Annotated in this window: 20 protein-coding genes; 7 read left to right on the top strand and 13 right to left on the bottom strand. The window is 45.7% G+C overall.

Annotated features, from left to right (window positions below):
• Positions 1–9: 9 nt before the first annotated feature.
• The 9 genes from AC27IJ_RS22130 to AC27IJ_RS22090 form a co-directional block, all read right to left on the bottom strand.
• The gene (locus AC27IJ_RS22130) at positions 10–1,704 is read right to left on the bottom strand and encodes an ABC transporter permease (RefSeq protein ID WP_312440864.1); all 1,695 of its coding nucleotides are present in this window, start codon (positions 1,702–1,704) and stop codon (positions 10–12) included.
• Between the two features lie 22 nt (positions 1,705–1,726).
• Positions 1,727–2,794, bottom strand: coding sequence for an ABC transporter substrate-binding protein (locus AC27IJ_RS22125; protein WP_312440863.1), 1,068 nt, complete (start codon positions 2,792–2,794; stop codon positions 1,727–1,729).
• A 15-nt stretch (positions 2,795–2,809) separates the two neighbouring features.
• Complete coding sequence (locus AC27IJ_RS22120) at positions 2,810–4,174, bottom strand: family 4 glycosyl hydrolase (protein ID WP_312502440.1); 1,365 nt, start codon at positions 4,172–4,174, stop codon at positions 2,810–2,812.
• Positions 4,171–5,082 carry a carbohydrate kinase family protein gene (locus tag AC27IJ_RS22115; protein WP_487150833.1) on the bottom strand — a complete coding sequence of 304 codons (912 nt, stop codon included), beginning with the start codon at positions 5,080–5,082 and terminating at the stop codon, positions 4,171–4,173. Before AC27IJ_RS22115 ends, AC27IJ_RS22120 begins: the two co-directional genes overlap by 4 nt.
• Before the next feature lie 71 nt (positions 5,083–5,153).
• On the bottom strand, positions 5,154–6,173 hold the full coding sequence (locus AC27IJ_RS22110; RefSeq protein ID WP_312440860.1) for a LacI family DNA-binding transcriptional regulator: 1,020 nt from the start codon (positions 6,171–6,173) through the stop codon (positions 5,154–5,156).
• 303 nt (positions 6,174–6,476) lie between these two features.
• Positions 6,477–8,666, bottom strand: coding sequence for an alpha-galactosidase (locus tag AC27IJ_RS22105; protein ID WP_487150831.1), 2,190 nt, complete (start codon positions 8,664–8,666; stop codon positions 6,477–6,479).
• 96 nt (positions 8,667–8,762) lie between these two features.
• Positions 8,763–9,584 carry a carbohydrate ABC transporter permease gene (locus tag AC27IJ_RS22100; protein WP_312440858.1) on the bottom strand — a complete coding sequence of 274 codons (822 nt, stop codon included), beginning with the start codon at positions 9,582–9,584 and terminating at the stop codon, positions 8,763–8,765.
• Entirely contained in the window at positions 9,584–10,456 is an 873-nt protein-coding gene (locus AC27IJ_RS22095; RefSeq protein ID WP_487150829.1) for a carbohydrate ABC transporter permease, read from the bottom strand. The genes AC27IJ_RS22100 and AC27IJ_RS22095 overlap by 1 nt, the downstream gene beginning before the upstream one ends.
• Positions 10,457–10,458: 2 nt before the next feature.
• Entirely contained in the window at positions 10,459–11,781 is a 1,323-nt protein-coding gene (locus AC27IJ_RS22090) for an ABC transporter substrate-binding protein (RefSeq protein WP_312502446.1), read from the bottom strand.
• Between the two features lie 187 nt (positions 11,782–11,968).
• Between AC27IJ_RS22090 and AC27IJ_RS22085 the strand changes: the two genes are divergently transcribed.
• The 7 genes from AC27IJ_RS22085 (at position 11,969) to AC27IJ_RS22055 (ending at position 20,893) form a co-directional block, all read left to right on the top strand.
• Positions 11,969–13,729 carry a sensor histidine kinase gene (locus AC27IJ_RS22085; RefSeq protein WP_487150827.1) on the top strand — a complete coding sequence of 587 codons (1,761 nt, stop codon included), beginning with the start codon at positions 11,969–11,971 and terminating at the stop codon, positions 13,727–13,729.
• Positions 13,726–15,150 carry a response regulator transcription factor gene (locus tag AC27IJ_RS22080; RefSeq protein WP_312502449.1) on the top strand — a complete coding sequence of 475 codons (1,425 nt, stop codon included), beginning with the start codon at positions 13,726–13,728 and terminating at the stop codon, positions 15,148–15,150. Before AC27IJ_RS22085 ends, AC27IJ_RS22080 begins: the two co-directional genes overlap by 4 nt.
• A 156-nt stretch (positions 15,151–15,306) precedes the next feature.
• Positions 15,307–15,918, top strand: coding sequence for a TetR/AcrR family transcriptional regulator (locus AC27IJ_RS22075; RefSeq protein ID WP_312440853.1), 612 nt, complete (start codon positions 15,307–15,309; stop codon positions 15,916–15,918).
• Positions 15,918–18,395 (top strand): phosphoenolpyruvate synthase, encoded by a 2,478-nt coding sequence (locus tag AC27IJ_RS22070; RefSeq protein ID WP_312502451.1) that lies wholly within the window; start codon positions 15,918–15,920, stop codon positions 18,393–18,395. The genes AC27IJ_RS22075 and AC27IJ_RS22070 overlap by 1 nt, the downstream gene beginning before the upstream one ends.
• 16 nt (positions 18,396–18,411) lie before the next feature.
• On the top strand, positions 18,412–19,284 hold the full coding sequence (locus AC27IJ_RS22065; protein WP_312502453.1) for an ABC transporter ATP-binding protein: 873 nt from the start codon (positions 18,412–18,414) through the stop codon (positions 19,282–19,284).
• A 9-nt stretch (positions 19,285–19,293) separates the two neighbouring features.
• On the top strand, positions 19,294–20,091 hold the full coding sequence (locus AC27IJ_RS22060; RefSeq protein ID WP_313256712.1) for an ABC transporter permease subunit: 798 nt from the start codon (positions 19,294–19,296) through the stop codon (positions 20,089–20,091).
• Between the two features lies 1 nt (position 20,092).
• Positions 20,093–20,893 (top strand): ABC transporter permease, encoded by an 801-nt coding sequence (locus AC27IJ_RS22055; protein ID WP_313256711.1) that lies wholly within the window; start codon positions 20,093–20,095, stop codon positions 20,891–20,893.
• A gap of 35 nt (positions 20,894–20,928) precedes the next feature.
• Here the strand turns inward: AC27IJ_RS22055 and AC27IJ_RS22050 are convergent, their stop codons facing one another.
• The 4 genes from AC27IJ_RS22050 to AC27IJ_RS22035 form a co-directional block, all read right to left on the bottom strand.
• Positions 20,929–21,498, bottom strand: coding sequence for a lactate utilization protein (locus AC27IJ_RS22050; RefSeq protein ID WP_487150822.1), 570 nt, complete (start codon positions 21,496–21,498; stop codon positions 20,929–20,931).
• A gap of 1 nt (position 21,499) precedes the next feature.
• Positions 21,500–22,432: a DMT family transporter gene (locus AC27IJ_RS22045; RefSeq protein ID WP_312440847.1), complete on the bottom strand. Its 933-nt coding sequence runs from the start codon at positions 22,430–22,432 to the stop codon at positions 21,500–21,502.
• Between the two features lie 333 nt (positions 22,433–22,765).
• The gene (locus tag AC27IJ_RS22040; protein ID WP_313260570.1) at positions 22,766–24,523 is read right to left on the bottom strand and encodes an ABC transporter ATP-binding protein; all 1,758 of its coding nucleotides are present in this window, start codon (positions 24,521–24,523) and stop codon (positions 22,766–22,768) included.
• Positions 24,520–26,259, bottom strand: coding sequence for an ABC transporter ATP-binding protein (locus tag AC27IJ_RS22035; RefSeq protein WP_313260568.1), 1,740 nt, complete (start codon positions 26,257–26,259; stop codon positions 24,520–24,522). The genes AC27IJ_RS22040 and AC27IJ_RS22035 overlap by 4 nt, the downstream gene beginning before the upstream one ends.
• Between the last annotated feature and the right edge of the window lie 63 nt (positions 26,260–26,322).

Raw genomic sequence — 26,322 nt, 5'->3', positions numbered from 1 at the left:
TTCCACCCCTTAACCTTTCTCCTGAAACTTAACATTTTCCCGTCCCATTCTGCTTAAAAGATACATGGGCACAAATACGAAAATCATCAGCAGTACAGCCATAGAGGATGCAATGCCAAAATCGGTGTTGGCCGACATAGCCTTTTGAAAGATAACCACAACCATGTTTTCCCACGGCGGCCTGTACAGCATGATATTGGTACTGAACTCAGTCATGATCTGTGTGAAGGCCAGGGCACTGCCGCTTAAGACCCCGCCCATCATGAGTTTTAGTGTAACATCGATGAACACCCTGCCGGGCTTCGCCCCTACCATTAACGCCGCTTCCTCCAGAGAGGGATGCACCTGATACAGGGCAGCTTCTGCGTTTTTAACGGAAAACTGCAGCTTCCGGATAAAATAAGACAATACTAAAATCATCCATGTGCCGGTCAGTACAATAGGTGGTTTATTAAACACAACAATATAGCCGATGGCCATGGTCATCCCCGGCACCACATAAGGAATAATAACCGAAAAGTTCAAAAAAGTGGAAAACAGTTTATACCGCTTGCGTACAATGATAAATGCAATGCCCACACCTACCACAATGTTTAAAACAGTGGCCAGACCACACATGAAGAAGGTCATTAAGATCGGGCGGTAGTAATGGGAAAACAGATTATAATAGTTTTCCAATGTAAGCCTGATTATGGGCAGTCCATTTGCTGCAAAGTCAATAATAGGCTTTCCGTTCTTAAAACGGAACAGGGAATAGACCAGCAGCGTAATGTGCGGCATAAATGAAATTATAACGTAAAGAAATATAATAAAGGTAATTGCAAAACCAAGCAGCCTGCCCGGTGTTTTTTCAACATATCGTTTCGACGAAATAGAGGAATAAGCCTTTCCAGCCAGAATAATCCGTTGCAATGACAAAAATGCACCGGCAATAAACAACATAATGATACCTGCTGTAGCTGCTTTGGATAAGTTGCCTCCCATCTCGCTTACAAATTCATTGTAAATAATAACCGGCATAACCGGAAACTCACCACCCAGCATATAAGGCGCACCAAAGTCGGAGAAAGCACCAAGACCCGCCATCAGCAGCCCTGTAAGAATTCCCGGCAGAGCCAGGGGCAATTCAATTTTAAACAACGTGTTGGTTTTATTGCCGCCCAGACTTAAAGAAGCTTCCTTATGGGCAGGGTCCTGTGCGATAAAAGCTTCATAGCAGGTAAGGAATACCAGGGCGGAAAGGGGCCATATATTTACCCATACAATTCCGGGAATGCCCTTTAAGCTGAAAGGTACATCAATACCAGTTACCAGTTGAATCAGCCAGTTAAAAAACCCAAATCGTTTTAGTAAAATTACCCAGGCCTGTGCCCCTAAAAAGGGAGGGGCACAGGAAGCCATGGTAATCAATGTAATAATCAGGTTTTTATTCCTGATTTTATACCGCGCCATAAAGTACGCGATGGGAACGCCAATCAGAGCGGTGACAGGGGTGATAATTGCAGTCAGTATCAAACTGTTTTTAAAGGCGCTCTTCGTGGTTCGCTCGGTAAAGAATTTAACAAAGTTTATGAGGGATATACCGCCTTCTTTAGGCATCACAGCGGAAGCAAAGATCCAAAACATGGGAATAATAATTGCAACAATGCTGAGGATAACAAAAAGGGACGTAAGGTATATCCAAGGGTCTTTCAAACGTTTCATACAACCTGTCACCTCTTACTTTTTATTTTCTGGCAGCATCCAGTGCTTTTGTAAAGTTATCCAGTACTTCATCCTTGGAATTAAATTTCGATTCAATCAGCTTATAAGAGCTTAAATCACCTAAACCTTCCGGCGGAGCCATATCGGTACGTGCAGAACGTCTTTTTACAACATCCTGTAAAACTTTATGTACATCCCTGCTTAAAATAAAGTCCAGAAACAGCTTGGCATTATCCATGTTTTTGGCACCCTTGATGATCCCGGTCGCTTCCACGTTATATGTAACCCCATCTTCCGGATAAATGATCTTAACAGGCTCACCGCTCATTTCCCATTTGTAGCCTAAGTCCTCATTGATAAAGCCTACCGGATTCGTCGCATCCTTTACAGCAGCAAACATAGCATCGGAGCTGGGGTACACCTCCGTGTTTATAAGCAGCTGCTGCATATAATCCCAATCATATAAAGAAGCCATGCCTTTTACAAGAGACAAACCGGTACCTGATTTGGAGGGATCTGCCAAGGCGATCTTAGCCTTTTTCCACTTTGGATCTGTTAATTCCTTTAAGGTCTTCGGATAGTCGGCTTCTGATTTTATAAGCTTCGTATTTACCAGTATCGTCTGAGGCATAATTACGTAGGAATGCCATTTGTGGTCCGGGTCCCGGGTAATCATATCTGCATCTTCTTTGGAGTCATAGGCTTCGAATAAATCCGGATTGGACAGATACAAAAATGTATCACCACCCCAAAGAACATCACCGCCGGGATTATCCTTTTCCGCACTGATTCTGGCCAGCAATTCGCCGGTTCCGCTCTTTACCTCCTCAATTTCAATGTCAGGATACTTTTCCTTCCACAACGCATAAATCGGTTCTGTAATCTCCGGGCCACTGCCGGTGTAGATAACAACCTTTCCAGATGGACCTGCTGCCGGTTCCGGTGCCTTAGATGAGTCCGCTGTTGTTGTTTGATCGGCTGCAGCTGCTGTTGAAGCTGCTGTGGTGGCTGCAGTCTTCCCTGAACCACATCCGGTTAAAGTTGAGACCCCCATGATAGCTGCCAATGCATAACCCCAAATTCTTTTCATGATAATTTCCTCCTTTTAATAATTCCATTCTCCTAAATAAGTTTTATGTGCGCTTAATATATCTTCCACCAGCTCTTTAGCAAGTGGATAATCGCCGATTAAAGGATGTGCCATCAAAGCAGCCTGGGCAGTTTGAACTGACTTTGTGTTAATTGCTTCTACCGTCAGATTCTCATATGCCTTTACACTCTGAATCATCGCCTGGGCGGCCGGAGAAAGTTCCCCTCTTTCCTCCACCACGATGCCGTCTTTTGTAATCCTGCTAGTAATTTCCATAACATCACCGGCTTTCAGCCCAAAGTGCCCAACCGAATCCGGAATGGATAAAACCATCTCCCGCTCTTCTCCGGTAGCCATGGTCAAAAGATAATTCATCATAACCCCCGCATAGCCTTCCGCATTGGGTATCTGACCGTCAAAAGGCTTATGAACCAATGCCTGTTTGGTCTCATTAACCATATAGGTAGACTCCCTGTTGTACATAAACCGTAAATAAGTTTGCAGCATTTCCTCGATCTGAGTCTCCGGGGTCATCTGCGAAAGGGCTTTAAACATCTCAATATTGTTTTCCATTACGGCCCGTCCCCGTGCCTTTTGGCTGCCTTGGACGTTTTGGTTTGCTTTGTTCCGGTAAAAGAAATAGTACAGATATTCATTGGGCAGATGTCCCATGGTGCGGATCACATCTGGTTCAAACATGGAAAACTCTTTTACTTTCCTTAAAAATTCATCATCTTTTAATAACTCCGGCAATAACTCTTTCCCGTTATGTAAAACACTTGTTACAAAGGACAGATGGTTCAGTCCTGCAAACTGTACCCTCAATTCGCCGGCCGGAATCCCCAGTGCTTCCGCCATATTGATCTTTGTGCCGCTGGGCGCATCACAGATCCCCAGTACCCGGTCATAGCCGGCGTCTCGAAGGGCCTGGGTTACCAGACCGGAAGGGTTGGTGAAGTTAAATATCCATGCCTTTGGTGCCAGTTCCTTTATAATCCTGCAATATTCTTTCATCACAGGAATGGTCCTGAGAGCCATGGAAAATCCGCCGATTCCGGTGGTTTCCTGCCCCAGCACACCATGCTTCATGGCAATGTCTTCATCGATCACACGGCCTTCGTCATATCCCACACGGATGGTGGTCACTACATAATCCGCTCCGGAAACAGCTTCACGTATATCCAAAGTTGTACTTACTGCCAGCGCCGGATTTGCCTTTTGCGCCGCATACTTGGATAATGCTCCCATAATAGCCAGCTTTTTTTCATCCGTATCAAAAAGAACCAGCTCGGTAATGCCCATTAGATCCGCCTTTTGGGCCACGCCATTGGTAAAAAACACAGTTCTTACACCTGCTCCGCCCAGAATTACTAATTTCATTTTAACTCCTCCTTTAATTGTTTTAGATTTGGAACTTTTTCATATCCGCCATATCCCTGTACCGAGGAGGCTCCGCAAAAGTTGGCAGCCTTCAGGCATTCTTCAGGAGATAAACCGTTTAAGAATCCATACAAATACCCTGCATTAAATGAATCGCCGGCACCGGTGGTATCAAGAGAGATTACGCTGTAAGCTTTACCATGGATAACCTCGCCGCCTGTCAGCAGCCGGGATCCCCGGGCCCCCATCTTTATGGCGGCATGTGAGCAAAAACCGCTCAGTTTTTCAATCCCCGCATCGAAACCGGCCGCACGGGTGTATTCCATTAATTCCTTATCATTGATAAAGAAAACATCCAATTTCTTTGTTATTTCGAATATACATTCATCCCATCGTCCCGTATCATCCCAGCCTACATCCATGGAAACCGTAGCTCCAGCTCTATGTGCATCTTCAATAAATTGCAGATATTCTTCCAGGTCTATGCGTCCCCTGTAATTTGTCAGGTGGGTATGCCGCGTTTTTTCCAGCAGACCCTTAGGTATATCCTTTGGCATAACCTCATTTACACAGCCGTCATATGTGATAAACCGCCTGTCTTTGTCTACATCCAGCGCGATTGAAAGACCGGTGCTTTTTTCAGATAGCCTGGTTTCGAAATTTACCCCGTATTTCCGCATTTCCTGTAAGATAAATTCACCAAATAAATCATTATGTACCGCACCATAGATCATGGTCTTCATTCCAAGCTTGCTGAGCCCTATGGCTGTAATGGCCACGCCGCCGCCGCACTGCACATACATATTGTCCACCCGTATTTCCTCTCCCGGGCCCGGCAGCTCATCGTATGGCGGTACAATCAGATCAATATTAGGGGTACCTGCTATGAGGACATCTATTTCTTTCATGGTTTTTTGCTCCCTTGTAACAGTATATTTTTATATGTAAAGCTTTACACATCAGGCAAAAATTTCTCCTTTTAAGGAAAAATTTTTATGCAGCTATCCCTCTCAATAATCTTATGAGGTAGTATCAGGTTTGAATATTGCCGTTCATCCCTTTCAATTAAGTCAATTAGCGTGCTCACCGAAAAATATCCGATTTCTTCTATGGGCTGATGAACCGTAGAGATGGCCGGACGCATGCTGGCTGAAATTTCACTGTTATCAAAACCCAGTATAGAAAAATCCTCCGGAACACGGTATCCGAAATCAAATGCACAGTTCATGATGCCTACTGCCACATCATCGCTTCCCGCAAATATGGCGGTAGGCAGATCATCCTTACAGGTTTTAATCAGGTTTTTCATCATCTTATAGCCATGCTCTATCTTTAAGCCGGAAAGCCAGACATATTGCTCCTTCATGGGACAGCCTTTATCAGCCAGTGAGTCCCTTACCCCTTCATAGCGCTGGCTGCCTACCGTAAAATCGTGAAGTTCTGCACCGATATAAGCTATTTTTCTATGCCCAAGCCTGTGCAGATAAGCAACGGCATCATACGCCGCCTTATAATCATCAATATTAACACTGGCACATGAAATTCCATTGATATGGCAGCTGCAGGCAATCATGGGAATATCGGACATGGTGGCCAACTGGCTCAGCAATTCCTCATCCGTCTGTTCATTGGTCAGAATAATGCCGTCTACACACATGCGTTTAAATACGCTTAAATACTTTTTTTCTTTTTCTAAATCTTCTTCAATATTGCAAATCATAATACTATAGTTTTTTTCTGAGGCACAGTTTTCAATGCTTTTTAATATTTTTGAAAAGAAGCTGGTGCCAATATCAGAAACCACTACGCCGATGATGTTGGTTTTTTGCTTCAGCAAACTTTGGGCCAGATAATTAGGCTCATAGTTTAACCGTTTTGCGGCCTCCACCACTTTCTTATAGGCACTTTCACTTACATAGCCTTCATTATTTAACGCTCTTGAGACCGTTGCTATGGATACTCCCGCCTCTTTTGCAACTTCTTTAATACCAATACTCATTCTTTTATACCTCTGCCTTTTCCCCGAAATGAAAGCGAGGGGGGTATTTATGGTGAAAATATATATGTGAAAACCTTTACATATATTTTATAAAAAAAAGCTAAGTAAATTAGCACAATGAGATTGTAACATTTCTATGTTTTTTTGTCAATAATTAAATTCTATGCGTAACACAAAAAGTTTAATGGCTGCGCTTATAACCGAAAAGAATCGGAGGCGGGGACAACAGCTGCTGTGTTCCCATTTCCGATTCTTTCTTTCCATATTCCTTTAAAAAATTTCAATACCGGACGAACACTTCCCTCATCGTGCCAGCAAGGTAAACACCCTGGCTTCATTGTCCGCCTTGATCACCGGCATAGGCAGTCCCGCGTACATCAGTGCTGCCCCGGAAAGCTTTATGCCAAGCTCCTGAATTTCATACACAGTCTGCTCCTCAAGCCCCCGCAGCTTTAAGTAAATAATTCCCTTATTCGCTCCGGAAACCCGCTGCACATATCCTACGACAGCCTCCTTTTTATCTTGGGAGACAGACATAAACGCCCCATATTCCCGCTCACTTTCCGGGTTGGTCAGCCGGTAATAGTCTCCATGAGCGGACACAAGTCCATGTTCCTGATAATATTTTACCTGCCTGCGGACCGCTTCCTGTTCTTCCTCTGATATTTCATTTAAATCCAGCTCATACCCAAAGGTTCCGAAATAGGCAAGAGCCGCTCTTGTATCAATGGAAACCGTTCTTCCCGTCTGCTGGTTGGGACACTCCGAAACATGGGATCCCATGACAAAAGGCGGATAGATCATGGAAGTTCCGTACTGAATGTGAATCCTTTCTACCGCATCCGTATCATCGGAGCACCAGATCTGGGGCATGTAGTAAAGAACTCCCATATCAAACCTTCCTCCGCCTCCGCTGCAGCCTTCAAACCGCACGTTTGGAAAAGCCTTTGTCATCTTATCCATCAGCTTATAAAGTCCCAGCACATACCTGTGGCAAACCTCTCCCTGCCTGTGGGCCGGAAGAGCTCCTGAGAAACGGTCCGTCATACTCCGGTTCATATCCCACTTGATGTAATCAATCTGTGCATCCTTAAATTCCTCATAAAGCTGTTGAAAGATAGCCTCCACCACTTCATCCCTGCCAAAATCCAGGATCAGCTGATATCTCTGGCGGGTTGGTTTTCTTCCCGGAATCTTGATACACCAGTCAGGATGCTCTTCATAAAGCCTGGAATCCTCATTGACCATTTCCGGTTCGATCCAAATACCGAACTTTAACCCCATATTGTGAATTCTTGCAGAAAATCCAGGTATTCCGCTTGGCAGCTTACTTAAATTACACTGCCAGTCCCCAAGGCCCCTGTATTCATCGGTCCTTCTTCCAAACCAGCCATCATCCATGACAAACATCTCAACACCCAGCTCCTTTGCCTTTTCAGCAATGTTCACCAGCATTTCTTCATCAAAATCAATCATGGTTGCCTCCCAGTTGTTGACGAGAACCGGACACCTCTCATTGATAAACTGGCTGGGAATCAGGTGATGCTTCACTGCCCGGTGGAAATTATGGCTCATTTTGGATAGGCCCTGGGAGCTATAGGTCATGACTGCTTCCGGCGTTTCAAATACACTGCCTTTTGATAGCTCCCAGTAAAAAGTTTCCGGGTTGATGCCTGCCACCAGTCTTGTCTGTTTAAAATCGTTGACCTCTGTGGTGATTGCAAAGTTTCCGCTGTAAACCAGGGCAACTCCGTAGCAATCTCCCCCATCCTCTGTTGCGTCAGGGCTGCAGAGGATGGCCGAAGGGTTCTGATAATGGCTGGAGATACCTCTGGCGCTGTCCACTGTGATTTTCCCGTGTCTCACGGAAGTTCTCTCCGCACACCGCTCATGGCCCCAGCTTCCGTAGAAGCTGATCATATCCATCTGATCCGTAGGGAAAGAAATACAGGTGGAATGAGCTGTATTGGCAAACACGGTCTTTTCTCCTGCATTCTGAATCCTGGCGCATCTGGTGATGATGTCATACTCTTCCAGAACACCGTAAACAAGAGTCACCTCCACCTGGGTATAAGGATCCCCCATCAGAACCTCCAGAGTCTGCCAAGTGCCGCCATTATCCCGTAAAGATGGCATTTCATGTAAGCGGTATTTTCCGTCTGATACCTTATGTGACACATACCTTAAATCAATGCAGTTGGAGCCATCCCCATTAATCACGCTGACTGCAGAAACCCGGAAGTCCGAAACTCCAAACCCTGGATATTCCTGTTCCAGCACATCCAGGCAGATGGTTCTGTCCTTTTCCGACTCATAGGGATTGGCTTCAAACCCATGGCGGATTCTCACAGGAAGATAATCTGCTGCATCGGATATCTTTTTTCCATAGTACAGGTGTTCCAAAAATCCATACTCCGCCACCCGGAACTGGTAGCTTGTATTCTTCGTATTTAACAGGAACACCTTTTTGTCCTCAATATATTGTACACTCATAATGAACCTCAATCTTTCAAAAAATTTTAAAAAGAAAGCGGAAGTCTCATCCGATTCCCGCTTATCTTTTCTGAATCCTATTTAATTATTCGTCAATTACTTGATCGCGCTGTCCACCATGCCCTGGATAAAGTATTTCTGTAAAAACAGGAATACCACAACCATGGGAAGAATTCCAATAAAGGCCGCTGCCGCCGCTCCATTGACATTGGCCGAGTCTGCGGAAAAGAAGCCTGCAATGGCCAGTGTAATGGTCTTAATCCTGGGGGACTGGAGTAAGTATAAGGCAAACTGGTAATTATTCCAGCAGTTCACACCGGTAATGATGATAACAGAAGCTGTTACCGGCTTTAGCTGAGGCATAATGATCCTGAAAAATGTCTGGAACGGTCCGCAGCCGTCAATTGCCGCCGCTTCCTCAAGGGCAACCGGTATGCTGGCTATAAAGCTTGAAAACAAAAAGATGCTGGTGGGAAGCTGGAAGGTAATCAAAGTCACGATCATGCCCCAGTAGGAATTGATTCCCTGAATTTTTGCCATAAAGGAATATAAGGGAACCAGAATGCTTAAGGGCGGGATCATCATGACGCCCATAATGAACCCTTTCACCAGAATGTTAAGCCTGCTCTTATTTCTCGCGAGAGGATAAGCCGCCATGGCTCCGATGACCACAATAAACAGAATTGCCAGGCCGCTTATGATCACAGTATTTTTAAGGGCCAGAAGCATTCCTCCCCGCTCCAGTGCGGTGTAAATATTTTTTAAGTAAAGGTATCCCGGAAAGGCCCACCTGGAGGAATGGTCATAAGGGGATTTGAACGCAATGGCAACCACCATATAAATGGGCACAAAGTGGACTGCAATGATAATGAGAGCCAGGACATATTTCCAGGCATTGGAAAACCTTGATCCTTTCACTACACATCCACCTCCTTTTTGTCAAAATACCCCATGACCACATTACTGATGATCATAATCAGCAGGAATGAGAAAATTCCAATTGCAGAAGCATAACCTGCGGACTGGGCCGAAAAATACTGGTTTGTAACCAGAGTGGACAGGGAATGGGTGCTGAATCCAGGTCCGCCGCTTGTAAGCGCCATAACCAGATCAAAAAGCTTTAATCCTCCGATCAGGTTTAAGATGGTAGAGGAGGAAATGGCCGGCATCAGCAGCGGAATGGTAATGTGCTTAAACCGCTCCCAGAAGGTAGCTCCGTCAATCATGGCTGCTTCATAATACATAGTCGGCACATTCTGGAGTCCTGCCAGGTAAATGACCATGGCCACGCCCACAAACTGCAGGGAGTTTACCATAACAATGATCCGGATGGCGGTCCTTGAATGGACCAGTAAATCCACCGGCTCCATATGGAGGGCGGTCAAAATATCATTGACCGCGCCTCCGTCATACTGAAAGAAGAAATACATGATGTAACCCATAATCAGCGGAGCAATCATAACCGGCATGTAGATAATCGTTCTGACAATGGAACGTCCCTTAAACTTTGTATTTAAAAATAACGCGTAGCCAAGACCTAAGATGTTCTGGATCACGGTACTCATAACACCATAAATAAGGGTATTGACCAGTGCTGTCTTTACATTTGCATCCTGAAACAATCTGGTATAATTCTTAATCCCAACAAACTTCATAGTCTGGGAATATCCATTCCAGTTGGTAAAGGACAGCCGGATACCCTGGATAAATGGATAAATCACAAAAACAAGAAACAATATCACTGCCGGAATATAAAACAGATTGATTACTGATTTTTTCTGAATCTTCATGTTTACTCCTGTGCTTTCTTTTCCTCATAGCTTGTCTTCATCTGATCCACTGCAACGGTAAGGGAATCTGCCTGTCCTGAAACAATGGCTGCTCCTGTTACGCATAAATCGTTCCACATACCGCTTGGCAGATACTTTCTGTCAAAATACGGAATATTTAAAATGGAACTGTCATTTGCATATTTATCATAGTAAGGAGCCAGTCTTCCCGTATCACTTACCACATTGTCAAGTCCGGAAGGCATACCGCATTTGGTTGCAAGGTAAGAGCTGATGTCTTCACGGGCAAGGAATTCCATAAACTGTTTTACTTCCTCCGGATGCTTTGTGGTCTTTGACATGCCCACCGCAAAGTGCTCACCTGTCATCAGGGACTGTTTTAACCCTTCTTCTCTTGCAGGAAGAGGCATAAAGCCCATTTTAGTATCCGGGTTCTGAACGTATGTTTCTGTGATTCCGCTGGCTGCGGTAAACATGAAAGCTGCCTTATCGGCTGCAAGAGCCTTAATACCGGTCATGAAATCTGCTGTAACGGCATCTGTATTGAAATATCCCTTCTGTCTCCAGGAATCAATCTGATTTACAACCGTATTCCATTTGCTCCAGTCAAAGCTTCCATCTAAAAGGGCTGCCTGATTGGCCTCATCCTCATTTGTTATCAGGGTTGGAGCCACGAAATCCATCATATTTCCCATGGTGTAGCTGTCTTTCCCGCCAAGCTGGATGGGGGTCAGTCCTGCTGCCTTGATCTTCTCGCAGGCTGCCTCAAAATCAGCCCAGGTTTTGATGTCATCTACATTCACACCTGCTTCTTCCAGCACATTTTCGTTGTAGATCATTCCGGTTAAATCCATGTCAATAGGAAGGGTGTATAAGTTTCCTTCCCCATCTGTGATCTGTTCCTTAATGCTTGGGGATATATGAGACGCAAACTTAAAATCATTTAATGGAGATAAATATTCCGCATATCTTGCTACTGCCCAGCCATGGGTTGTCCACGCATCCGGAAGCTGATTGGAAGCCATTCTGGTCTTCAAAATATCGGAAAAATTGCTTCCCGGCATGACCGCTTCCACACCGATTCCTGTTTCCTCTGTAAACTGTTTGCAGACATCCTGAATGGCATCGCTGACAGACTCGCCGTTTAAGTTATATAAAAATTCAATGGTCACGCCTGTGGAGGCTGCTGCATTCCCTTTGGTTTCTGTCTCTTTTACCGCTTCTGTCGCTGTAGTTGTCTCCACAGGTTCCTGGGGTGCCTTGGAACAGCCTATAACGCTGATTGCAATGAGACCTGCCAGTGAGGCAAGTGCTAACTTCTTCATAATAATTCTCCCTTACATTTATATTAGTTTTTAGCCGGCTATTTTGTATCTTTAGTCTATCACAGTCCTCTGGGTTCCGTAAGATACCCAAATCTACACTTTCAGGCTCTTTTCTATCATTTTCCTTATTGGGGATTGAAAAACGTATATAATATGTATACAATATAGGCCCAGGAGGTGACCCCATATGAAAAAACGTCAAAGCTTTCAAAACCGGTTTTTGGCCCTGTTTCTCGTAAGTATTGTTTTGCCCATTATCATCATGGCCACCATACTTGCCTTTTACTTCCAAAAAAGGATTTACAGGGACAATGAAAAATACTTTTCAACCTCCCTTTACTCCATTTCAACCAATTTAAGCACCTATGTGTCTGACTTAAAAAGGCTGGCACTGACTCCTTATATTTACGATGATATTCTGAACTTTTTTGCAGCCGTTGAGAATGGGAAATACACAAAAAACGGTTCTTTGGACTACCGGATCGAGCTTCACCGGCAAAACTATACCACTTCCATACAGCGTATTTTAAACACCGCAAGGGAAGATATCCTGGCAGTCTCTTTCATGCCTGTAAACCCGGACAACCACATCATCGTTACTGCAACAAAAACCAGCGACCTCATCAACACCACAGACTACCCTTACCAGCGGGAGGCCTGGTATCAGCAGGCTTTGAATACAACTGATCCATATCACTTTATGGTTTCAGAGGCTCCCCCTTATATCCGTTCTGAGGCAACGGTCATCTCTGCCCTTCATACAGTCCGTAACGTGTATACCAAACGGAAGCTGGGCGTCATCCGGATCGATGCCTCCGACAAAATCATCAAGGATATTTTCAGCAGCGTAAACTTAAGTAAAAATTCAGGTTTTGTCATCGCGGGTCAGGATGGAACCCCTGTTTACCAGGTGGGAAAGGTGGAGGAAGACGTCCTTAAAAGGCTTTCTTCTACGAAAAATATTATACGTACGGACTCAGATACTTACCGCCTGTATAAAAGCGATATTTCAGGAATGCCCTGGCAGCTTATTTTTGTATCCTCCCAAAAGGATATTTTCAAGGAGGTATCCATTGTCTGGAGCCTGGCTGCTATTTTAAGCCTTTCCTCCATTCTGGCTGCATTCTCAATCTTCCGTTCCAATTCAAAGAAGACTGCACTTGCTTTAAATTCTATATTAAATACCATGAAAAAGGTGGCAAGGGGGGACTTGAAGGCTTCCGTTCCTGAAACAGACCTATTGCAGAACGACTCCTTTAACACAGAAGAATTGTCCCTGATTGCGGAGAATCTAAACGAGATGGTCCAAAAGCTGCAGCTTTATATTGACCAGTCCTATAAATATGAGATTGACCGGCAAGAGGCAGAATACCGTGCCCTTCAAAGCCAGATTAACCCCCATTTTCTCTACAATACCTTAAACTGCTTCCTGTCCATGAACCGGATCGGGATGAAAAAAGAGCTGGAGGACAGCATTATCCAGCTGACCAGAATATTCCGCTATACCTGCAGCAATGCAAAGCTGACTACCGTACAGGAAGAGTTTGAATTCTGCATCCAATACTGCAATCTCCTTAAAATACGCTATGATGAGCGCCTGACCTTTCTAAGCTCCATGGAGGAAGAGGCAAAGAATATTTCCATACCAAGACTTCTCATCCAGCCTCTTGTGGAGAATGCCCTTAAGCATGGAATGGAGGTTGACGGCACTTCCATCACCATCTCCATTTCCGCCTCCATTGTGGATCAAACCCTGATCCTGAAGGTAAAAAACAACGGAATTCCCATTGATATCCAGGAGGTATATTCCGATGGAAAGGTCGGCATAAGAAATGTGGAAAACCGTATAAAAATCTTTCATCCCCATGCTTCCCTTGAAATAAAACTGACTGGAGATATTACCTCCATGACAATTAAGATACCCTTAGAAGGAGGAACCTCTGCATGAAAATTCTTTTAGCTGATGATGAACGCCTTATCCGGCTTGGATTAAAAAGCATGATTGAGGAACTTTACCCCAATATGCACCAGTTTTTTGAAGTGGAGAACGGAGAAAAACTTTTAAAACAACTGGAAACGGAAATCCCGGACCTGATTTTTCTGGATATCCACATGCCGATGCTCACCGGTCTGCAGGCATTTTCCCAATTTCATATGCGTAAGATTCCGGTGGTCATGCTGACCGGATACGCGGAATTTTCCTATGCCCAGGAAGCCTTAAAGCTGGGTGCCCTTGACTATCTCTTAAAGCCGGCCAGCCTCGAGGAAGTCAAAGCTACCATGGAAAAAGCAGCTTCCCTGTCTGGAGAGCGGGAGCTTTTGCTGAAAAAGGATTATGAACTGGAGTTTGAAAAGATTCTTGACCTCCATACCTCCATCCGTTTTTTACAGAGTCCCAAATATGTTCTTCCCCCTTACACGGCTGTTCTTTTTTATGTTGATCATTATCATAAGGAAACATTTAAAAACGATTTAGATGAATTAAATGCCATGCTCTCTTCCACCTCCTCCCGCTACGGCGCCCGGTTTACATTCACCTTTTTGCCTACAGGTGAAATCTGTTATCTTACCAGTACCGTGATCCCTCCCGAGGAGTTCCAAGGGATACTGGTCCAGTTTCATCAGACCAGCGGATGTATAGCAACCGGATTCCATGTTTCTGCCGGAGATCTCCCGGAACTGTTTGCACAGTTTGAGTCCGTTCAAAGGGTGGAAAGCCTGCGCCTTTGCGTCCGCCTTGGATCGGTTATATCAGAGAAAGAGCGGCTGACGTACTCCCAGCTTCTTCCTTTTTCGGACTTGCTGGAAAAGCTTTTGATGGCAAATCAGGCAGATGATGTTATGGGCTTTCAAAATCTTCTTCATGCACTCTCCCAATTTCCCCATGAAAAAGAGATCTTTGAACTTTGTGATGATTCCTTAAACCGCATTCTAACAATGGAATCCGGAACAGCCGCCGGCATTCTCTCCGTTCCCCAGCTTGTGGAATTCTTAAAGCAGATGACTTCCCAGAACCAGAGCATCGATTTGATAGATAAAATCAACGCTTATATCGAGGAACATTATATGGACCAGATCGGAATCAATACCATTGCAGATATGATTGATATTTCACCGAATTACTTAAGCAAAATCTATAAGATGAAAACCGGAGTAAAATTTGTTGACCACTTAACCGGCGTCCGCATAAAAAAGGCAATGGAACTCATGTCAGAAGGACATACTGCCACGGTCCGGGACACTGCTGAGCGGGTGGGATATTTCAGCACCAGGTATTTTACCAAGGTTTTCTTAAAAAGTACGGGGATCTCACCTTCCGAATATATGAAGGGCCATTTGTTAAGCGAAGGGAAACCTACCCCTCTGTAAGAAGAAAAGACCGTTTTTTGTAATAAAGCTCTGATATAAATGCGGGCATAAAATACACAATCTAATATAAAAAATTTATTTTGACCGAATCGGTTTATGGTGTTATAATCATGTCATAAACCGATTCGGTCAATTATATTATCAGAAGGTGAAGACATGGAAAAATTTAAAGAACTTATAGAAGAAAAGCAGCTTCCCATCATTGAAGCGGCATTAAAATGTTTTGGAAAGCATGGATACAAAAAGGCCTCCATGAGCGACATCGCCCAAAACAGCGGAGTATCCAAACCAATGCTGTTCCATTATTTCGGAACGAAAAGGGATCTGTACCTGTACCTGTCGGAATATGTGAGAAGTGTTATGATTGAAGCTTATAAGCGCAATGAAATCAATGCATATGACGATTTATTTGAACGCATTATTGTGGCCTCCAGAATGAAAATGGGCATACTGGAAAAGCATCCTCATATATTGAAATTTATTATCAGTATGTTCGAGGAAACCGACGATGCGGTCACGGATATCACTAAAAAGATCATGCCCGAGGCCCAGCGTTTTTCCTATGACCTGGTGCTAAGAAAAGAAGATGTGGATAAATTTAAAGAAGGCGTGGAGATTGATGTGGTTATGCGCATGATGTTCCTCATGGCGGAAGGCTACGCTCATGAAATGACCGATGAGCGGTGCGATTTTGGCAAAATAACCGAAGAATTGGAAAAAACCATCCACATGTTGAAAAGCAATCTCTATAAGGAGGAATACCTGTGATGTATATACTGAAAATTCACAATAAAGAAGCCGCCTCCCTCCAAATATCAGGGGGCAAGGGCGCAAGCCTTGCAAGGCTGTCCCAGCGCTTTCCTGACAGCGTGCCAGGCGGCTTTATCATCACAACAGAATTTTTCAAAAAATATATCCTTCCTGCCGTAAAGGAAGCCGGAAGCGATGGGAAGTCCGCCGTCGCCGGACTGATTTTACCCTCCGAAGCGGCGGAGCTGATTCAATCCGCTTATGAGGATTTAGGAAGCCGGGTTTCCGTTGCCGTCCGCTCCTCCGCTACGGCGGAAGATTTACCTGACGCGTCCTTTGCAGGTCAGCAGGATACCTATTTAAACATTTCCGGATCTGAAGCGGTAATAAAAGCAGTGATCAGCTGCTTTGCGTCCTTATATAACCATCGGGCGATTTCTTACCGGGCCAAAAATAAGTTTGATGAAAACGAAATTCAAATGGCCGTAGTTGTACAAAAAATGGTGGATGCAAAGGCGGCCGGAGTCATGTTTACCGCCGATCCCATAACCTCCGACCGTTTTACAATAGCGATTGAAGCGGTGGAGGGCTTAGGAGAGGAACTGGTATCGGGACGCAAAACCCCTGTTACCTGGACGGTCAAAGATGGCATAAAGCAAAGAAGCGGCAAAAAGCCCTGTCTCACCAAAGAACAGGTAATTGCCCTTGCCGCCCTTGGGAAAAAGATCGAGAAGGAATTTGGCATCCCCCAGGATATTGAATGGTGTTTTGACGGTATGAAATTCTATATTGTCCAGTCCCGGGGGATTACCACCCTTTACCCTTATCCGTCTACCATGGACGGATTTAAGCGCTGTTTTATTTCCGTCGGCCATCTTCAGATGATGACAGACACCATGCTGCCCCTTGGAATGTCCCTTTGGGAATTGATGTCTAAAACCGTGAAGGTTACGGAAATCGGCGGGCGGCCCTATATGGAGATCACCCATAACTTAAACAGTCCCGTGGGAAGAGCTCTGGTGCGTCAAAAGCTGTCCAATTCAGATGAACTGATGAACAGCGCATTCAATAAAGTCCTGGCAAGAAAGGATTATATCAAATCCATTCCCAAAGGACAGAAAAGCGACTTCGCCATACCAAAGGATGTGGGAAAATGCATCACCGCCGGATTTAAGATCTACCGGAAAAACGATCCTACCATCATTGATGGCTACAACCGCCGTATGGAAGCAGCAATCCAAAAGACAAGAAAGGGACTTGCAAAACTGTCCGGTAAGGCGGTGATCGATTTTATTGTGAGCGACACTGATGACCTGATGAAAGGCCTGTTTGATCCGGAAGGCCTGGGGCCGCTCCTGGTGACATTCTTCCTCACAAAGCCTATTGATAAAGCAGGAAAGCTCCTCCTTGGACAGGACAATATAAGTGTTGAAGTGTCAAAATCCATAAAGGGCAACATTTCCTCGGAAATGGGATTTTACGTAAGCCGTATCGCAGATGCTGCCCGGGATTTCCCGGAGGTAGTCAAATACCTTGAAACAGCAGGGGATTCCTTTTGCATTGACGAATTAAGGAAACAGAAAGGCGGTGAAGAAGCTGCAAAAGCCTTTGAAGAATTTTTCCTGCGGTATGGAATGCGCTGCCCCGGGGAAATTGACATCGCAAAACCCCGGTTTGCCGAAGAGCCAGGAAAGATCCTCCCCACCGTGCTGGCAGATATAAAGCTTCCCAAGGACCACGCTGAGCAAAGGCTCCTTCAGGGAAAAAAAGAAAGCAATGATGCAGTAAAATCGATGGTCTCCGCCGCCAAAAAGAAATGGGGAGCCGGAAGAGCCAGGAAGCTGGCAAAACAGTTATCCTTTTACCGAAACTTTTTAGGGCTGCGGGAATCCCCAAAATATTACTGGATGAAACGGTATTGGGAATACAAACAGGCCATCCTTAAAGAATCCGAAAAGCTTGTCCGCCAAGGCAGGCTAAGAAGCGTGGAAGACGTTTTCTATCTTCGCCTTCCGGAACTTGCAAGCCTGTTTGCCGGAGAATATGAACCAGATTATAAAAAGATTGATGCTTTACGGGCGGATTATGAAAAGTACGCTTCTCTTACCCCACCCCGCCTCATGTTCTCCGACGGAGAAGTGGTGGAAGGAGAATATAACCGCCAGGTTCCGGAAGGGGCACTGCCCGGGCTTGCGGTTTCAGGCGGTGTGGCGGTGGGCCGGGCAAGGGTCGTCCTGGATATAAAAGAGGCATGGAAAATAGAAAAAGGCGATATCCTGGTGACAAGGTTTACAGACCCCAGCTGGACGCCGGCCTTTATCTCTGTGGGCGGACTTGTTACAGAAGTAGGCGGAATGGCAACCCACGGGGCTGTGATCACCCGGGAATACGGCCTGCCCGCTGTAGTCGGCGTGACCGATGCAACAAAACACATCAAGGACGGAGACCAGATCCGCGTAGACGGAAACTTGGGATATGTTGAGTTTTTGAAATAAGAAAGGAGGATCACCGGTGAATGCAATTCAGATTAATAACCTGTCCAAAAGCTATGGGGAGCACAGGGGCATTGAAAACATCAGCTTCTCCGTGGAGGAGGGCGAGATTTTTGGATTTATCGGACCCAACGGGGCAGGGAAATCCACTACCATCCGTACTCTTTTGGCATTGATCCGGCCCACCTCCGGCAGCGCAGAGATCTTTGGAAAGGACTGCATGAAACAGGCTGCAGAAATCGCAAAAGATGTGGGCTATCTGCCCGGAGAATCCGCCTATTACGATAACATGACGGTACGGGAGCTGGTGCAGTACGCGGCGGATTTGTACGGCGTAAAGGGAGATGACAAAATAAAAGAGCTTTCCAGGCGCTTAAGTCTTGACTTATCCCGTAAAATTTCCGACTTATCCCTGGGAAATAAAAAGAAAGCCGGAATCTTATGCGCCCTGCTGCACTCGCCCAAACTCATTATATTAGACGAACCAACCAGCGGTTTAGACCCGCTGATCCAGCAGGAGTTTTTCACTATATTAAAGGAGGAAAACAAACGGGGAGCAACAATCTTCTTTTCATCCCATGTCCTGTCAGAGGTACAGAAAATCTGCGACCGTGTGGGGATTTTAAAAGAGGGAAAAATGATCGGCGTGCAAAAAATCAGCGAGCTGCGGGCGGGCAGCCATAAAAAAATAAGCGTTACCGCTGAGGAAATACCGTCAGGGTATTTTGCTCTCGGAGGCGTTACCAGCTACCGGCAGGAAGGCAATACCGCCACTTTCCTGTTCATGGGGAGTATTGGGGAGGTTCTGGCTAAGCTGTCCGCTTTGCATGTCCGCGATCTTTTCATCGAGGAACCGGCACTGGAAGAAATCTTTATGCACTATTACAGGTGAGGTGAAGGGATGACTGTATTAAAGTATGAACTGAAGCAGTTAAAGAAAAATATCATTATATGGTCACTATCCATGGGCGGACTGATTTTCCTGATGCTGCCGGCTTACCTTGGCTTTATCTCAGGGTCTGATGCTTTGGTGACGGAGGCGATAAAAAACAACCCAATATTTGAGGCTCTGGGAGTCAGCGCCGCTTTTGTAATGACTCCCCTTGGCATGTTCAGCTTTTTAAACAGCTTTGCCATGACAGCGGCGGCAATCCACGGAATGAGCATTGCCTTTTCTTCTCATACAAAGGAATATGCGAACAAATCGGCGGAATTTTTGCTGACAAAGCCCCATTCCCGGAACAAAGTTTTCTGGAGCAAGGTTCTTGCCTGCATGACAGACAGCCTGATCGTAGGAGCCGCCTATATCGCAGGAGCCGGGTTGGCATTTCTGAACGTCAAGGGCGTCCGCATTGATTGGCTGGCGTTCCTGTTTATAGGGATATCCCTTGTGCTGGTTGATCTGATGTTTATGGTCTTCGGAACAGCCGCAGGAACATTCTTCCCAAATGTACGGACACCTGTGCTCATATCGTCCTGTGTTATGTTTGGCCTTTTTTGCATAAGCTCCGTGTCAAAGAAGATCAATCAGCCGTTACTGGGCTATTTCACTCCTTTTGCGTTTTTTGATCCCGTGAGTATCGCTGAAACCGGATTTTACCAGTGGAATTATGTGATGTGGTACTTGGCTCTTGGCGCAGGACTGCTGTTTGTAAGCTGCAGGACATTTCTTAAAAAAGACGTTATATTTGGAGGCTGACATGAAAACGATCTATTTAAAAGAATTGAAACTGACACGGAAAATGCTGATGATATGGCTTGTGTTAATCGTAATGCTTACAGGATTTGCAGCAATAGAATTTATCGTATTAAAAGATGCCATGGGGGAAATTGCTGCTCTGGCAGAAAACTTTCCCAAAATCATATTGATTTTATTTGGATTAAATGGGGTGAGAGTCGACACTCCTCTGGGTGCTTATCAGTGTATGGTGTTCTGGACCAACCTGCTTGCCTTTTTTTATGCGGGATTCTCAGGGGTATTTGCCGTTTCCAGAGAAGAGCGGTTCGGTACAAGCGAATTTTTATTCTCCAAACCCTATAAGCGTTCTTCAATTGTTTGGGCGAAAATAGGGGCAGCCGTAACAAACCTTTTGGTATTTTCCCTTACCGTTGGGATCATGTCATACTTGTGCATCATCCTCCCTCTGGGCGATTTAAGGATTACCGGCGCTCATATCATCACAACCCTTGGAATACTTCTTACCCAGATCGTGCTGTTTTCCATCGGGCTTTTCATCTCAGGCCTTACAAAAAGTTATAAAGCTGCAAGCCTTTATACATGTCTTACGGTAGCGGCGTTTTATGTGATCAGCTTTGCCCTTGATTATACTGGTACAATGGCTTTTTTAAAGGTACTGACACCGGTAGGCTATTTTAACGTGGTTTCGGTTTCGGAAAATGGATTAAGCTCTTTTTATATCCTGCTTTCCTTGTTCATTACTCTGGCCGGTTGTTTCATGGCAGTCAGGCTTTACGAAAGAAAAGATCTGCACGCTTCGTGAAAACGGCGGAATCATTAATAAAGGAACCGGGCTATTTAATAGCCCAGTTCCTCATTAACAAGGATCACTTTAATCCTGTCTTTTATAAATTGGCCTGCAATCAGAACAAAGTCATTGCAGATCCTCTCCCTGTGTCCGCAGTCAATGCAGCGGCCAAGGGTGGTGCAGGGAGTTGACTTGTTAAGCCGCTTTGCATCCAGGGGAGCCGCGATCTGCCTGGTTCTTTTTACGGCTGCCTCCACATCTTCCGTTATCTTGTTCGTCCCTGCAACAACGATGACTTGTTCCGGGCCGTACAGCATGGGAGCCACCCGGCTTCCATTGCCGTCAATATTAAAAATCTTCCCGTCCATGGTGATCGCGTTGGCTCCGGTGATAAACGTGTCTGCCGAAAAATTCTTAAGGTATATCTCCCTTTTTCCTTCCCTGGTAAGGGAGGGTTCATACTTATCCAGAAAATCCACATCCCTTTTCCTTAAATCCTCAAACACTCCCGTCTGTTCAAGGGTGACAGAATCTCCGCAGCCTACGGTCGTTCCATCTGCAATAAGCCTCCTTAAAAGCTCCAGAAGTTCATTTTTATCCTGAACCAGATAACCTGCCATGTTATTCCGCTTTAGTCGTTTTATCAATAAGGGAATGTCCTGTCCGTTTTTTTGTGAATAAAGATCCATTGATTTTTCCTCCAAAGTTAAACATAAGGATCCCAGACAAAATGATTGCACCGCCGGTGAGGGTCGCCTTGTCCGGAACTTCATTTATCATGAGAAAACCGAAAACACTTGTTAAAAAGGGAGTCACAAACATATAATTGCTGACTTGTGACGTCTGTTTTGCCTTCGCAAATGCCTTTGACCATGACACATAGGCAATGGCGCTGGAGCCTATTCCCAGGGTCACAACATAGAATATCTGGATTCCGGGGGCATGGACCGCCTCATTTACAGATGAAGGTAGAAATATGGCAAGAAACAGCGTACCAAAGAAAATACTAAAGGCGCAGGACTGCAGCGCCTGATAGGTTTTCGTCAATTTTCTCTGTAAAAGATTGTAAATGCTGACCAGCAAAGATGCAAGGAACAGCCAGATCAGGCCGGGATTAATGGAAAATACCCCATTCATCAGGGTCAGGACCAACACTCCGATGAACTGGATCCCAATGGCCACCCACTGGAATCCCAGCAGCCTTTCCCTGTAAAAAAACCGGGCCAGAAGCGCGGTAATAACCGGAACCGTGGCGAGCACAACGCTGCCGGTGGAAGCCGTTACCATATTCTGTCCTTTGTTAAAGGCTATCATGTAAAAGAAAAAACCGGCTGCCCCGGAAGCCATGAACCATAAAACATCCCTCTTCCCTGGCAGTTTCATCTTTGTAAAGAGGGCAACCGCAATCAAAGCGAAAGACGCCACCACATACCGAAGAAACCCCAGGGAAAACGGGGAAAAATATCCAAGAGCCAGTTTTGTGAACACATAGGCCAGTGACCAGAAAAATATGGTTGTGGCCGCATAAGGGTGGAAGCTATCTCTCCATTTCATATTTGTACCTGCCTTTTTGCCGTTCATTATGGTTGCCTTTTTACTTCCCTATAATTTACCACGGAAATGCCATAAAGAAAAGAAAGAAATGTAACAAAGGTTATGGAAACAGAAAGCAAAAATACAGCGTAATTGTGAAACCGGCAGATAAAAGGTTCCGGCATTCTAAAGAACCGGGGAAAGGATTGTTTCATACAAACAATCCTTTCCCCGGCTCTATGTACAGGTCATCTTCTTACAGCAGCAAGGAAAATGGGAATACCAGAATCAGGGCCGGAAGAATGCAGCCTGGCTTCCAGCATTTAAAGCCCCGCCAAGTACATGACAGGCATGTTAAGAGTTTTTATCCAGGCTCCAGCCAATAGCCCGCTTTCTTACCTGTAAAAATTCCCGGTACAGGCCGTTTTTCTCCACCAGCTCTTCATGCCTGCCCCGCTCAGCGATCTTTCCTCCACTCAGCACCAATATCTGGTCCGCATGGCGGACCGTGGTAAGGCGGTGGGCAATCATGATGACTGTTTTCCGTTTTGTCAGCTCCTCTATGGCAGTCTGAAGCTGCAGCTCATTCTCAGGGTCCACGCTTGAGGTGGCTTCATCCAGAATGATAATAGGTGAATCCTTTAAAATGGCCCTGGCAATGGATATCCTTTGCTTTTGCCCCCCGGAAAGGCTTCCTCCCCCTTCCCCTACCAGGGTATCATACCCCTGGGGAAACTCCGTAATGAAATCGTGACAGCAGGCTTTTTTTGCTGCCTCCATGATCTGTTCCATGGTGGCTCCCGGCCTCCCGAACCGGATGTTGTCTGCAATGGTTCCCCGGAATAGATAAACGTTCTGGAATACAATGCTTATGTTACTTAACAGGCTGTCTGAGGTGTAGTCCTTCACATTTCTGCCATTTAAAAGAACTTCTCCGGAATCCACATCCCAAAAGCGTGCAATCAGGCTGCACAAGGTGCTTTTTCCTCCTCCTGAAGGCCCTACGATAGCAGCCGTGGTCCTTTCCGGAATCCTTAAGTCAACATGATCCAATATTTTTCTTGTATCATAGGAAAAGCTTACATCCTTAAATTCAATATCAAAATGATCCGGCTGGATATCCGCACCGTTTTCATCTAAAACAGGAGCCTCATATACCGCCTGGATCCGGTTTAAATTGTCATCGATCAATTCCAGGAGCGAAGCGCTTCCTCCCACTCCCTCGATGTAAGAATACATGACAAAGCTGGAGATCACTATGGTCAGGGCGTTAGAAAGAGAAAGTTCCCCTCCGGCAAACAAGCAGCAAGCCGCCATCAGCACTCCGCATGCTGCAGCCTTGAAAATATAGCTGTAAAGGGCCGTAAGCCCGGTAAACAGACGCTCAAATCGAAGATTCTGGCGGCAGCTTTCCCCTATGGCTCCATCTACGGTGCGGTTGGAGGTCTCTCCCAGCCCATAAGCCTTTACAACAGAAATTCCCTGAATATACTCCAGCACCGCAGAAGCCAGAGAGGCCTGAACGTCTTGCTTCTCCGGGGCAATCTCCATGCTCTTTTTCTGTAGAAATCCGTTGACCCAAAGCCCCAGTAAAATGGCTGCAAATGAAATCAGTCCGATCTTCCAATGAAACATGGTAATCACCAGAGTGAGGATGACCGCATGGACAAGGCCAACGACGATGTTGGTGATCGCTGTGCCTGCCATGGCTTCAATTTCATTCATGGTGGTGGTCACTGATGAGGTGATCTCTCCCAGACTGTTGGTATTAAAGAATCCCATAGGCATGCGCTTTAACCGTTCTCCGATGGCGATCCGCTGGTCTGCGCACATGGAGAAACAGGCAGTACTGCTTTCCCTGTTGGCCAGGTAATGAAACAGTATCCGGCCTGCAACGCTGAAAAGCATAATTCCCAGAGTGATCAGGATCACCCTTATGGAAAGGGGGGCTCCGTCCGCCTTGCTTTCTGCAATGGCGGTCAGACTGTATAAGATCCCAGCCACAGGAAGGGCTTCAAAAACGGAATAAAAAATATGATACCAAACCGCACGGACCAGCTGGCCCTTATGCTTTCCCGAAAAACAAAGGATCTTTTTAAGTATTTTGATCATTGTTCCTTCCTCCTCTCTTCCGTATCAATATCTCTGGAGCCTATATGGGCACTCCACATACTGTGGTACATGGTACTGCCGGCAAGAAGCTCCTCATGAGTGCCCTGGCTATCGATCCGTCCGTCATTTACCACGATGATCCTGTCTGCGGAAGATATGGTGGAAAGCCTGTGGGCAATGACAATGAGGGTCTTTCCCCGGACCAGCCTGGAAACCGACTGCTGGATGACCGCTTCATTTTCTGAATCCGTATAGGCTGTCGCCTCATCAAGCAGGATCACCGGACTGTTTTTTAAAATGGCCCTTGCAATGGAAATGCGCTGGCGCTCCCCGCCGGAAAGCTGGCCCCCGCCTTCTCCCACCAGAGTATCGTATCCCTGTTCCAGGGACTGGATGAACTCATGACAGCTGGCCTTTTTAGCAGCTTCCACAATTTCCCCGTCCGATGCCCCGGGTTTTCCGATTCTTATATTATCCCGTATGGATAAGTGAAACAAAAAATTATCCTGTGACACATAGGAAATGATGCTGCTCACCTGCTGAAGAGGCAGGCGCCTTACATCCACTCCTCCCAGGGTGATCCGACCTCCGTTCACATCCCAGAATCCGGCGATCAGTTTTGCAATGGTTGATTTTCCCGAACCCGATGGCCCGACGATTGCAGTCATTTCCTTTGGCTTAGCTTCAAAGGAAATGCCATGAAGGATCTCCTGATCCTGATATCCAAAGGTAACATTTTCAAAAACAATGGGGTAATCCTTTAAATCCTGCCCCATAGACGGCCTTATCATCTCTTCTTCCTTCAAAATCTCCGCCACCTGGTTCATAATGGTTCCCATGGAAGCGATGTTATCTGTGTACTTCATGGCCTGGACCAGGGGACCTGCCAGGCCAAAAGAAAGGATGATACAGGTCAGCATGGCAGATAGCTCCAGGGTGCCCTGAGCGTAAAAATATAAGGCAGAGGGCAATACAAACAAAAGAGTGGAGGGAAGTATGGTCATCAAAGCCGTATACTCCGGCAGGGTAACCACAAAAAACTCCGTGATTGCCTGACAGCTGTTCTTTACCGCCCCTGCATAGCTTTCATAGGAAGAAGCAGACTGGTTGAATGCCTTAATGGCCTCGATCCCGTTTATATACTCCACCGCCTGGGAGCTCATTTCATTTCCTGCTTCCACATTTTTCTTATAATACTTTTTGTATTTTTTCATCAGAGGGATGTAAAACAGCAGTCCCAAAGGGATAGTGACAAGGGATAAAAGAGCAAGCCTCCAGTCTACGTAAAACAGATAGATTAACACAGCGGCAGGAACCAGGAGATTAGCCGTCATTTCCGGAATCAGATGGGCAAATGGTGCTTCCAGCTTTTCCACTGTATCCACCAGAACCGCTTTCAGCCCTCCGGATGGGCGTTCTGTCACATATCCAAGGGGAACCTTTGACAGCTTGGCTGTCAATGCCGTCCGGATGGATACGAGGATCCGGTAAGCCGCCTGGTGGGACAGCTCTGTGGAAATTGCTCCCAAGACCACCTTAGCCGTGTAGCCAAAAAGCGCGGTCAGAACCAGAAGGCCAAGACCCGGAACCGTATACTGGTTTTCAATCATTTTATAGGTTATTTTTGCTGCTGCAAAGTAGGGGATTATGCCTCCTGCAACGCTTAAGACAGCAAACAGCACGGAAGCAGCCAGTTTTCCTCTGCATCCGGCTGCAAATGGTAATATTTTCTTCATTTTTATGTCCATTCCTTTCGCCCAAAGCAAAAACATTTTGGAAATCTCCTGCTTTGAGTGATT

Source organism: Lacrimispora sp. YZC11 (assembly GCF_057543815.1).
This window is presented reverse-complemented; position numbering and strand designations above follow the sequence as displayed.